The following is an 11,857-nucleotide window of genomic DNA, read 5'->3' on the forward strand; positions in this document are numbered from 1 at the left end:
CGAGGCGTCGGGCCGAACCTCGGCGCACCCGGCCCGCGGCGAGCGGCACGTTGCGCATGACCGACACGCCCGACGGTCTGCGGAACGTGCCACTCGCGATGTGCGGGCGGGCGGTCTCACGTCATCGCCGGGATCACGAGCACCTCATCGACCCGGGCCGGCCGACCCGGGTGCATGACGCGCCCCTGATCAGCGGCTACAGCTTCGTGAGCGGCACGCCGCCGATGAGCATGAGCCGCACGGTGCCCGAGGACCCGAAGTCGATCGTGGCCGTGGCCCGCGAGCCGACGCCGTCGACGGTGGTGACCGTGCCGAGGCCGTACTTGTCGTGGCTGACGCGGTCGCCGACGTCCAGCGAGATCGTCGGCGCCTCCTTCCAGTCCGGACGCATCGGTGACGGGCGCGACGGGCGCCCGCTGACGTCGGTGCCGGGACTCGCCCAGCGCCCGGAGCCGAACCGCGTGCGACCCACCGGCGACGAGCGCTCGAAGGTCGGCTCGACGCGCCGCCACTCCCACACGTCCGCGGGCACCTCGTCGAGGAACCGCGACGGCGGGTTGGCCTGCGGCTGCCCGTACGCCGAGCGCATCACCGCCCGCGAGAGGTAGAGACGCTGCTGGGCGCGGGTGATGCCGACGTAGGCGAGGCGGCGCTCCTCGGAGAGCTCCGCCGGGTCGGCCAGGGCCCGCGAGTGCGGGAAGATGCCGTCCTCCCAGCCGGTGGCGAACACGACCGGGAACTCGAGGCCCTTCGCGGTGTGCAGCGTCATCAGCGTGACCACGCCGTCGCCGCCGTCGGGGATCGAGTCGGCGTCGGCCACCAGCGACACCCGCTCGAGGAACGCCTCGAGCGAGCCGGGCTCGGCGAGGCCGTCGCCCGGGGTGTCGTCCTGGCCGTCATCGTCACTCACGGCCGCGGCAGCCGGCTCCTCCTCGAGCCCCTCGGCGTTGATGGCGTCCTGGACGAACTCGCGCGCGACGCTGACGAGCTCCTGGAGGTTCTCCAGGCGCGACTGCTCCTGCGGGTCCTCCGAGCCCTCGAGCTCCTTGCGGTAGCCGGAGCGGTCGAGGATGGCGTCGAGCACCTCGTCGACCGACGCGCCGCCCGCCACGGTGGCGGCGAGGCCGTCCATCATCTCGACGAAGTCGGCGATGTTGCGCTGCGAGCGCGTCGCGAGCCCGTGGACCTCGCCCGCCGCGGCACGGCGCAGGGCCGCGGCGAACGTGATGCGCTCGCGGTCGGCGGCGTCGGCCACCACCGACTCGGCGCGGTCGCCGATGCCGCGCTTCGGGACGTTGAGGATGCGGCGCAGCGAGACCGTGTCCTCGGGGTTGGACAGCACCTTGAGGTAGGCCATCGCGTCGCGGACCTCGCGGCGCTCGTAGAAGCGGACCCCGCCGACGATCTTGTACGGGAGCCCGAGGCGGATGAAGACGTCCTCGAAGACACGGGACTGGCCGTTGGTCCGGTAGAACACCGCGACCTCGCCGAACCGGACCTCGCCGGCATCGACGAGGCGATCGATCTCGGAGGCCACGAACGCGGCCTCGTCGTGCTCGTTGTCGGCCACGTAGCCGACGACCAGCTCGCCGTCGCCGGCGTCGGTCCACAGCCGCTTGTCCCGCCGCTCGGCGTTGCGGCTGATGACCGCGTTGGCGGCGCTGAGGATGCGCTGGGTGGAGCGGTAGTTCTGCTCGAGCAGGATCGTGCGCGCCTGGGGGTAGTCGCGCTCGAACTCGACGATGTTGCGGATCGTGGCGCCGCGGAAGGCGTAGATCGACTGGTCGGCATCGCCCACCACGCAGAGCTCCGCGGGCTCGACGGAGCCGTCGTCGCTGCCCGCCGCCAGCGCCCGGACCAGCATGTACTGGGCGTGGTTGGTGTCCTGGTACTCGTCGACCAGGATGTGCCGGAACCGGCGCCGGTAGTACTCGGCGACGTCCGGGAAGCGGGTGAGCAGGTCGACCGTGCGGCCGATGAGGTCGTCGAAGTCGAGGGAGTTCGACTGCTGCAGGCGGTCCTGGTAGACGGTGTAGACCTCGGCGGTGCGCTTCTCCGCCTCGGTGGCGGCGGCGTCGACGGCCTCGATCGGCGACACCAGCTCGTTCTTCCACGCCGAGATGCGCGCCAGCAGCCCGCGCGGCGAGTACTTCTTGGTGTCGAGGTCGAGCCCGCGGGCGACCGTGGCGACCAGCCGCCGCGAGTCGTCCGCGTCGTAGATCGAGAACGTGGAGCTCAGCCCGAGGTGGCGGTACTCCCGGCGCAGGATCCGCACGCACATCGAGTGGAACGTCGAGACCCACATCGCGTTCGCACGGCGACCCACCAGCGCCGCGACCCGCTCGCGCATCTCGGCCGCGGCCTTGTTGGTGAACGTGATGGCCATGAACTGGCCGGGTCCGACCCCCTGGTGGCGCATCTGCCAGGCGATGCGGTGGGTGAGCACCCGCGTCTTGCCCGACCCGGCGCCCGCGACGATCAGCAGCGGCGAGCCGGTGTGCACCACGGCCTCGCGCTGGGGCGGGTTCATGCCCTCGAGCAGCGGATCCTCGGCCGGATCGGGACGGCCGGTGTCCCGGCGGACCGCAGCTCCGGCCCCGGCGTCACCGCCTCCGGCGGCCGCGGCGGCGAGGCGGCGCGACAGGGCGGAGGCCGCCGAGCGCACCGGCGGACCCGACCCGGCGTCGGACGCGGGCGGGCGGGTGGCGGGACCGGTGCTCATCGTCGGTCCACGCTACCGGGACCGTCCGACAACCCCCGACAGCCGACGGTTGGCGGCATCGAGGCGCGATGGCATAGTGATCCGCGTGCACGAGCAGTCGCGTCGATTTTTCTACGGGTACCGGACCCTGGTGCCCGTGGACACCTGACGCGCCCGCCGCGCCCGACCCACGCCGCCCCGGAGTCCACGGACCCCGGGGCGTCTTCGTGTCCGGGGTCAGGAGGACCCCACCCACCCCGGACACCCCCTGGAGGCCGATCCCGTGAGTGCCATGACCAGCGATCCCGCGCACGCCCCGACGTCCGACGCCGCGACGGCGGCGGAGCCCGCCCCCGAGGGCGCGCCGGAGACCGCGCCCGAGGACGGCCAGGAGGGCGCGCCCGAGGCCGCCGCGCCGTTGGCCCCGGCGACCGCCGAGGAGATCCCCGCGCTGCGGGAGGAGATCGACGCGATCGACGCCGAACTGCTGCGTCTCGTGCGCCGGCGCTCGGAGATCTCCCAGCGGATCGGCCTGGCCCGCATGGCCGCCGGCGGGCCGCGCATCGTCTACAACCGCGAGATGCAGGTCCTCGCCCGCTTCCGCGGGCTCGGCACCGAGGGTCGCGAGCTCGCCATGCTGCTGCTGCGCCTCGGCCGGGGACGCCTCGGCGGGCGGAGCTGAGGACGCGCCGCGGGGTGCGGCACCCCCGCCCCGGCCTCCTGTCCGGCGGGCGAACGGGACGGGCCGCATCGGGCCCGCCACACGAACGGCCGCATCCTCTGCGTCCTGACGGGTGAGGTCCCGGCACCGGGCGCACGCGCCGCACACCGCAGACCCTCGCGACGTACTACGGACCCCACACGACGAGTGGCACCCTGGTGTCATGGGAACGGTCATCGACCTGATCGCCACGATCATCACCGTGCTGGGCCTGCTCGCCTCTTTGGGCTACGGCGGGTACCTGTTGATGCTCTCGTCGGTGGCATCGAAGCGTCCGGGCGCCGGACATCTGGCTGCGGACGCGCGCAGTCGCATCCCGGCCGCCGGGGGTCTCGCGCTGGGCGCCCTCGTGGCCCTGCTGCTCACCGGCGGCGGGGTCCCGCTGGACGTCGTCGGACTGCTCGTCGGCGGCGGCGTGGGTCTCGTCGCGGTGAACCAGTTCCAGGGCGCCCGCAAGCGGCTCGCCTCCGGGTCGTCCTGAGCCGAACGGTCGTCGCCGGACGACCGACGGCGGTCGATTGTGTACGACCGGTCGGCGGGCAGCGCCGGGCGCGCCAAGAGGCACGGCACGCCCATTGGGCGCCCTGACCCGGACGATGGACCTTCGTCCCCTGGATAGACCTTCCCCGCCCGGATGACACGCGAGTAGCTATGTCCTCACACGGAGTGGACGACGCGCCCCCGTCCCGGTGAACCCGGACCCGGCGCGTCCTCGACGGACGAGGAGCGGCAGACATGCGCGAGGGCGAGGGCCGGCACGCCTGGTTCGACGAGCCGGCCACGACCACCGGTTCACTCCTCGCCGTCCCCACCGTCCCCCCGCCGGCGCTCCCGGGGGACGACGACCCCGAGATCGTCGCCCACGACGGTGCGGACGACCTCGAGGACCTCGACGACGCCGGCCCGGACGAGGACAGCGTCGACGAGGAAGGCCTGATCGAGCTCGTCCCGGTGCCGCGCCATCCCGTCCACGACCTGTTCCGGGACCCCGAGAGCGCGTCCGTCGCCGACGAGCCCCGCCACACCGCCGGCATCCCCGTCACCGAGATCCTCGCCCGGCTGACCGTGCCGCCGCCGGTGATGGACGGGTCGCCTCCGGCCACGGCGGCAGCCGACGAGCCGGCGACGGACGAGATCGTCGCCGACGAGCCCCCGGCCCCCCTCGCCCTCCGGCGACCCACCCCGCCCACCCCCGGGCGCTCCGCGCGCCGCCGGACCAACGTGTTCGGCCGCGGGAACAGCCGGGCGCTCGGAGCGAGCACGGGCGTCCTCCTGGTCGCCGGTGCGGTCGCGAGCGTGGCCGGCCTGCCGCTGCCCGGTGTCCCGCCGCTCATCGAGGAGGGTCCGGGGACGGGCGGCCCGGTCGCGCTCCCGCCCGGCCTCGGCGGCCCCGGCCTGCCGGGCTCGATCCCCGGCGCCCTGGGCCCGGACGGCATCGCCACGCCGGCGCAAGTGACGCTCAGCGCCTCGGTCGCCGACCTCGGCCTGGGGCTCGGCGCCCCGGGCGGGTCCGCCGTCGCGGGCCGCGGGCTCGCCGGCGGCCTCCTGGACGGTGGGGCGGGCACGCTCCCCGGCGGCGCGGGCACCCCGGGCGGCGCGAACGGTGGCGCAGCGCCCGGCGGAGGCGGCCTCCCCGGCGGCGCCCCCGGGCTCCCCGGCGGTGGCGGAGCCGGCGGTGGCGGAGCCGGCGGCGGAACACCCGGCGGCGGAACACCCGGCGGCGGAGCGCCCGGTGGCGGTCCCGTCGGAGGGGTGATCGGCGGGGTCGGCGGCGTGATCGGTGGCGTCGGCGACACGGCCGGCGGTGTCATCGGCGACGTCGGCGCCGGCGCCGGCGGCGTGATCAGCGGCGTCGGCACCACCGCCGGCGGTCTCGTCGGCGGCGTCGGCGACACCGTCGGCGAGCTGGGCACCGGCGTGGGCGGCACGATCGGCGGTGTCGGCAACTCCGTCGGCGGCCTCGTCGGCGGCCCCGTCAGGCCCGTCGCCAGCGGCCTCACCAGGACCGTCGACGACACCGTGGGAGGCCTGAGCACCACCGTCGGGGACACCGTCGGCGGGGTCGGCACCACCGTCGAGGGTGTGACCGGCAGGCTCGGGGACACGGTCGGCGGCGCCGGCACCACGGTCGGGACGACCGTCGGCGGCCTCGCCGGGGTCGTCGAGACCACGGTCGGCGAGGTCGGACCGGTCGTCGACGGCGTCGGCGGCCTCTTCGGTGGCGTGCTGGCGGGCTCGACCCCCGTGAGCGGCGTGCCCGCGACGGTCGGGAACGACGTCGTGGCGCCGGCCGCCTCGACCGTTGCCACGACCGTCCGGGGCGCCCGCGAGGTCGCCGCGACCACGCCGGTCCCGTCCACCGAGGACGTCGTCGAGCCCACCACCGACGCGGTCACGGACGCCGTCGACGGGACGGGCGAGGACGTCGGGAGCGCGCTGGACGCGACCACGGACGAGGTCGCGTCGGCGACCGACGACGTCACCGACACCGTCGACGAGGTCGGCGACTCGGCCTCCGACGCCGTCGACGACACCCCGGTCGTCGGCGACACGGCCTCCGACCTGGTCGAGGAGAGCGCGGACACGGCCGACGACACCGGGGCCGACACGGCCGACACCGTCGACGAGGTCTCCGAGTCCGCGGGCGACACGGTCGAGGACACCACCGACGCCGTCGGCGACACGGTGGACGACACGGTGGACTCGGTGACCGACACCGCGAGCGACACCACCGGCGCCGTCGACGACACCGTCGACGGCCTGCTGGGCGGCTCCTGAACCGCCGCGGGGGTGCGGTGGGGGCTCGCCGGGCGCGTGGTCGTCACCCGGTCGGGACCTCTACTGTGACCCTCGTGCACACACGGACGGGGAGCAGCCGGTGAGCGCTCCCCGCGTGGTCGCCGGGCGCTACCGCCTCGAGGAACGGATCGGCGCGGGGGCGATGGGTGTCGTGTGGCGCGGCACGGACGAGCGTCTGGGCCGGGTCGTCGCCGTCAAGCAGGTGTTCCTGCACGCCGGCCTCGACGAGCGGGAGGCCGACGAGGTCCGCCAGCGCACCCTGCGCGAGGGCCGGATCGCCGCCCGCCTGCAGCATCCGCACGCGATCTCGGTGTTCGACGCCTCGATCGAGGGCGACGAGCCGTGGCTGGTCATGGAGTACCTGCCGTCGCGCAGCCTCGCCGCCGTCCTCGGCGAGCAGGGCACCCTCGAGCCGCGCACGGTGGCGCGGATCGGGCGCCAGGTGGCGGACGCGCTCGACGCCGCCCACCAGGCCGGCATCGTGCACCGCGACGTCAAGCCCGGCAACGTGTTGCTCGGGGCCGACGGCACCGTCAAGATCACCGACTTCGGCATCTCGCGCGCCACCGGCGACCTGACGCTGACCCGCACCGGGATGCTCGCCGGCACGCCGGCCTACCTCGCCCCCGAGGTCGCCCGGGGCGAGAACTCGACCTCCGCGTCCGACGTGTTCTCCCTCGGCGCCACCCTCTACGCCACCGTCGAGGGCATCCCGCCTTTCGGCGCCGACGACAACGCGCTCGCGCTCCTGCACTCCGTGGCCGCCGGCAAGGTCGTCCCGCCGCAGCAGGCCGGGCCACTGACCGCGCTGCTCATGCGCCTGTTGCGCGACGACCCCGCCGAGCGCCCGTCCGCCGCGCAGGCCCGCCAGGAGCTGGGGCGGATCGCGCACGCGGGCGGGCGCACCGAGACCCCGCTCGCCGACCTCGTCCCCCTGGGCGCCACCGACCCCGCCGGCGGCCCGCCGCCCGTGCCCGAGGCGCGGCACGGGTCGGACCCCTGGGGCAGCGCCGGCGGACCCGGCCGGCCCGGTTCCCCGCCGGCCAGCGGGCCGGCACCGGCCGGGCCGCCCACCCGCCAGGGCATGCCGGCCCCCGAGCCGCCGGCATCGCGGCGACGCCCACGTCGCCGGCCGACCGCGACCATCGCCGTCATCGTGCTCCTCGTCGCCCTGGTGGCGGGCGGTGTCGTCGGCGTCGCCCTGCTCTCGTCGTCGGGCACGGACACCACGGGCGCGACCGTCGGGTCGACCGTCGGCGGCGGCGAGGCCGACCCGCAGGCGGCGATGGTGAGCGCGGTCCGCGACTACTACGGCGTGGTCACCGGGAACGAGGCCGCCGGCTGGGCGCGCCTCGGGCCGAACCTGCAGGCCCGCACGGGCGGCTTCGGGAACTACCAGGCGTTCTGGTCGACGATCTCGTCGGTGCAGGTCGTCGACGCCTCGGCGCTCGACGCCGACACGGTGCGGGCCACGCTCGACTTCGCTCCCGAGGGCCGCGAGCGCAGCCAGGAGGTGCACGAGCTCGGCATGGTCCAGGGGCCCGACGGCCGCTGGCTCATCGACACCGACGAGAACGTCGACGCGGCCAGCCCCCGCGCGGCCGCCACCGGGCTGAGCCTCGAGGCCCCTGTCGCGGAGGCGTCCGGCCCGACCACCACCTCGTCACCCCCGACCACGCGCGTCGAGGACCACGGCGACGACGACTCCCACGGGCGCTCGGGCGACGAGCAGGGCGACCGTGGGGGCGACCGTGGGGGCGACCGCGGGGGCGACCGCGGCGACCGCGGTCGCGGCAGGGACGACGACAGCTGATCGGCGCTACACCAGCCGGCGGTCGCTCGCCCAGCGCGTGAGCTCGTGCCGGTTGGACGACTGCGTCTTGCGCAGGACGCTCGAGACGTGGGTCTCGACCGTCTTCACCGAGATGACGAGCTCGGCGGCGATCTCCTTGTACGACCAGCCCCGGGCCAGCAGGCGCAGGACGTCGCGCTCGCGCCGGGTGAGCTGGTCGAGCTCGGGGTCGACGACACCGGTCGCGCCGGGGCGGTCGGCGAAGGCGTCGAGCACGAAGCCCGCGAGACGCGGGGAGAACACAGCGTCGCCGGCGTGCACCCGCACCACGGCGTCGGCGAGCTCGCGGCCCGAGATGGTCTTGGTGACGTAGCCGCGCGCGCCCGCGCGGATCACCGAGATGACGTCCTCGGCGGCGTCGGACACCGACAGCGCCAGGAACACGACCTCCGGGTGCTCCGGCCGGGTCCGGGCGAGCACCGCGGCGCCGCCGCCGTCCGGCATGTGCACGTCGAGGAGCACGACGTCGGGCCGGCGGTGCCCGATGACGGCGACGGCCTCGTCGACCGAGCCCGCCTCGCCCACGACGCTGACGGTGCGGCGAGCCAGCGACTCGAGCTCGGCGCGCACCCCGCGCCGGAAGAGCGCGTGGTCGTCGACGATCACGACGCTGACGGCGTCGTCGGGCGCGGCGGGCTCGCTCATCGGGTCTCCTCCTCGCTGTCGGGGGTGGCGGCGGCCGGGGTCCCGCGCCGGGCACGGGGCAGGACGAGACCGACTTCCGTGCCCGCGCCCGGTGTGCTCCGCAGCTGCACCTTCCCGCCGTGGCGGGCCATGCGGTCCGTGATCGAGCCGGCGAGTCCGCGCCGGTCGTCGGGCACCGCGGCCGGGTCGAACCCGCAGCCGCGGTCGCGCACGAAGATCTCCACGGTCTCGGTCTCCACCTCGGCGTAGACGTCGATCTCGTCGACGCCGGCGTGCTTGGCGGCGTTGACCATCGCCTCGCGGGCCGCCGCGACCAGGGCGGCGGTGTCCGGGTCCAGCGGGGCGTCGCCCACCACGACCGGCGCGACCCGCACCCCGTAGTCGTCCTCGACCTCGCCGGCGGCCGCGGCGAGGGTGGCAGCCAGCGTCGCGTCGGTCGCGGCGGCGGGGTGCCCGGTGTCGCCGCCGGGCGGGCCGTAGAGCCAGGCCCGCAGCTCGCGCTCCTGGCTGCGGGCGAGGCGTCGCACCTCGCGGCCGGAGGCGTCCTCGCCCGCCTGCTTCTGGATCAGCGCGAGGGTCTGCAGCACCGAGTCGTGCAGGTGCGCGGCGATGTCGGCACGCGCCTGCCCGCGGATGCGCTCGGTGCGCTCGGTGCCGAGCTCGCGGACCAGGCGCAGCCACCACGGCACGGTGAGCACGACGACGCCGGCCAGGGTGGCCAGGGCCGCGAGCAGGCCGAACTGGACCTGGCCGAGGTCGATGTTGCCGAGCAGGAAGGCCGCGATCCCCGCGGTGACCAGCAGCGCGCCCGCCAGGGCCCGCACGAGGCCGAGCTTCCCGCCGAGCCAGCGCGCGCGACGCGTCGCTCCGGCGGCGACCCCGGTGCCGGTGTCGGCCTCCCGCCACACCAGGGCCACGCCCGCGAGCACCACCCCGAGCGGGACGGTCACCCAGCCGGAGAGCTCCCCGCCCAGCGCGGAGAGCACGAACGCGAGCCCGACCCCGAGCGTCGCGAGCCCCAGGCCCTGGCGGCGCTCGTTCGGCGGCAGCTCGCGCCGGACGCCGCGCGGCTCGATGGGGCAGAACAGCCACAGCGCGGCGTACGCGAGGAACCCGGCGCCGGAGGCGGCCACGAGCAGCACGAACACCAGCCGCACGCGCAGGACGTCGACGCCGAGGTGGTCGGCGACCCCGCCGGTGACGCCCGCGATCACCGATCCCTGCCGGCGGCGGCGGACACGCGAGAGGGCGAAGGGCGCGGGCTGGGCAGCGGGTGCCGGGGCAGCGGGTGCCGCCGCCTCGCTCACCGTGTCCACCTCCTCCACGGAGGCCGTCTCGTCCACGACGTCATCGTCACACGCGCGCGCCCCCGGGCGGGCCGGTCGGAGACCCCCGAGGTCCTCGGGGTCGTCTCGGGGTGGGGACCGGGGTCGCTCCCGGAGGTTTCGGGCCTGTGCGGCGGCCAGTGTCGACGTCATCGCCGGCTCGCACGGGGCCGACGGGGAACGACGGGCCGCGCACACCGGCCCGAACGGCGAGGAGGATGAGGACGATGAGCAGTCCCGGCCAGGGGTCGCGGGCGCCGGCGGGAGCCGACGTCGGCGCGACCCTCCGTGAGATGTGGGCGACGCGCCCCGCCCGGCTCAAGGAGGACCGCAAGATCGCGGGCGTCGCCGCCGCGATCGCGCGGCGCTACGCCGTCGACCCGACGCTGGTGCGGGTCGGGTTCGTGGTCTCGCTGTTCTACGGGGTCGGCCTGCTGGTCTACATCGCCGGCATCCTCGTCCTCCCGCGGGTCGACGAGACGGGCCGGCGCCGCGAGACGCCGGTGTGGGCGGTCGTCATCGGGACGCTCCTCGGGATCGCCGCGGTCGCCTCGGCGTTCTCCGGCGACCTCGGCACGGTGATCGGCATCGTCGTCGCGGTCGGCCTGCTCTACGCGCTGCACCGCAGCCGCGGCCACCTGCGGGACCCGCAGCGGCCTGTCGCGGTCGACGGGGTGGCGCCCACCGCCGACACCGGGGACGCCCCGAAGCCGCCGTCGTGGGACCCGCTCGGCGCGGCGCCGTTCGCCTGGGACCTCCCGGAGCCCGCGGCGCCGCCCGAGCCGTCGAAGCCGCGCTCGAAGGTCGTGCCCGTGACCCTCGGCGCCGCGATCGTCGCAGCCGGGATCGTCGCCCTGCTGGGCCTGCTCGGCCTGGTGCCGCTCGGCGTCACCGCCGTGCTCGGCACCGCCCTCGCCGTGATCGGCGCGGGACTGGTGGTCGGTGCGTTCCTGCACCGGGGACGCGGACTGATCATCGCGGCGGTGCCGCTCGCGCTCGTGCTGGTGGCCGCCGCCAACGGCGCCGGGAACGGCCCGTGGAACGACGGGGACTTCCGCTTCGACTCCGACGGCGCGCCGGGCGCGGTCCAGACCCTCGGTGACGCCTCCTGGGCGCCGATGATCGGCACGGTCGCCCCGGCCTACGAGACGGCCTACGGCGACGCCGAGCTCGACCTGCGCGGCCTCGCCGCGACCCCGCCGGGGTCGCCGCCCGTGCAGACCGAGGTGAGCAGCGGCGCGGGCGACGTCACCGTCCTCGTGCCGATCAACGCCGACGTCACCGCGACCTGCGAGAGCGGCGGCGGCACGGCGGAGTGCCTCGGCCGGGTCGACGGCCCGGTGACCGACCTCGGACCCGACGGGCCCGGCGGCCCGAGGATCCAGCTGCAGGCCGTCAGCGGCGGCGGAGACGTGGAGGTGCGCCGTGGATGAGCGCCGACCCGGTGAGACCGGCACCGGCCAGTCCTACACCGGCCAGTCCTACACCGACCAGTCCTACACCGACCAGCCCTACACCCCCGACCAGCCCTACACGATCCACCACGACGTGGACACGATGGACGGTGAGGCCGGCGAGGCCCCGGCCCGCCGGCCCGGGCCCGACCCGCTGGGCCTCGTGGCCGGCCTGGCCGCGATCCTCGTCGCCGTCCTCGCCCTCACCGGCACGATCGCAAGCGTCGACCCGCGCTGGGTCCTCGCCCTCGGCGCCGTCGGCGTCGGGCTCGGCGTCCTCCTCGCGACCCTGCGCCGCCGCCCCTGAGAACGACTACTGGCTGGTATCGCTCGCACAGCGAGCGATACCAGCCAGTAATG

At 75.7% G+C, this 11,857-nt stretch carries 9 protein-coding genes; 6 read left to right on the forward strand and 3 right to left on the reverse strand.

All coding sequences use genetic code 11. The annotated features are described in order from the left end of the window. Positions 1 to 196: 196 nt before the first annotated feature. The gene (gene pcrA, locus PH189_RS20455; RefSeq protein ID WP_274190752.1) at positions 197 to 2,530 is read right to left on the reverse strand and encodes a DNA helicase PcrA; all 2,334 of its coding nucleotides are present in this window, start codon (positions 2,528 to 2,530) and stop codon (positions 197 to 199) included. Between the two features lie 463 nt (positions 2,531 to 2,993). Here pcrA and PH189_RS20460 point away from each other — a divergent pair, with 463 nt between their 5' ends. From PH189_RS20460 to PH189_RS30360, 4 genes are all read left to right on the forward strand, one after another. Next, positions 2,994 to 3,383: a chorismate mutase gene (locus tag PH189_RS20460; RefSeq protein ID WP_274190676.1), complete on the forward strand. Its 390-nt coding sequence runs from the start codon at positions 2,994 to 2,996 to the stop codon at positions 3,381 to 3,383. Between the two features lie 202 nt (positions 3,384 to 3,585). Further along, positions 3,586 to 3,903 carry a hypothetical protein gene (locus tag PH189_RS20465; RefSeq protein ID WP_274190677.1) on the forward strand — a complete coding sequence of 106 codons (318 nt, stop codon included), beginning with the start codon at positions 3,586 to 3,588 and terminating at the stop codon, positions 3,901 to 3,903. A gap of 254 nt (positions 3,904 to 4,157) precedes the next feature. Continuing rightward, the gene (locus PH189_RS20470; protein WP_274190678.1) at positions 4,158 to 6,200 is read left to right on the forward strand and encodes a hypothetical protein; all 2,043 of its coding nucleotides are present in this window, start codon (positions 4,158 to 4,160) and stop codon (positions 6,198 to 6,200) included. A 100-nt stretch (positions 6,201 to 6,300) separates the two neighbouring features. Continuing rightward, positions 6,301 to 8,034 (forward strand): serine/threonine-protein kinase, encoded by a 1,734-nt coding sequence (locus PH189_RS30360; protein WP_337994177.1) that lies wholly within the window; start codon positions 6,301 to 6,303, stop codon positions 8,032 to 8,034. 6 nt (positions 8,035 to 8,040) lie between these two features. Here the strand turns inward: PH189_RS30360 and PH189_RS20480 are convergent, their stop codons facing one another. Together PH189_RS20480 and PH189_RS20485 are read right to left on the reverse strand one after the other, a co-directional pair. Further along, positions 8,041 to 8,718: a response regulator gene (locus tag PH189_RS20480; protein ID WP_274190679.1), complete on the reverse strand. Its 678-nt coding sequence runs from the start codon at positions 8,716 to 8,718 to the stop codon at positions 8,041 to 8,043. Continuing rightward, complete coding sequence (locus PH189_RS20485) at positions 8,715 to 10,061, reverse strand: ATP-binding protein (protein WP_274190680.1); 1,347 nt, start codon at positions 10,059 to 10,061, stop codon at positions 8,715 to 8,717. Before PH189_RS20485 ends, PH189_RS20480 begins: the two co-directional genes overlap by 4 nt. Positions 10,062 to 10,270: 209 nt before the next feature. Here PH189_RS20485 and PH189_RS20490 point away from each other — a divergent pair, with 209 nt between their 5' ends. Beyond that, entirely contained in the window at positions 10,271 to 11,476 is a 1,206-nt protein-coding gene (locus PH189_RS20490) for a PspC domain-containing protein (protein WP_274190681.1), read from the forward strand. Then, the gene (locus PH189_RS20495) at positions 11,469 to 11,804 is read left to right on the forward strand and encodes a DUF3159 domain-containing protein (protein WP_274190682.1); all 336 of its coding nucleotides are present in this window, start codon (positions 11,469 to 11,471) and stop codon (positions 11,802 to 11,804) included. The genes PH189_RS20490 and PH189_RS20495 overlap by 8 nt, the downstream gene beginning before the upstream one ends. Positions 11,805 to 11,857: the final 53 nt, after the last annotated feature.

Source organism: Actinomycetospora chibensis (genome assembly GCF_028737215.1).
Taxonomy (GTDB): Bacteria; Actinomycetota; Actinomycetes; order Mycobacteriales; family Pseudonocardiaceae; genus Actinomycetospora; species Actinomycetospora chibensis.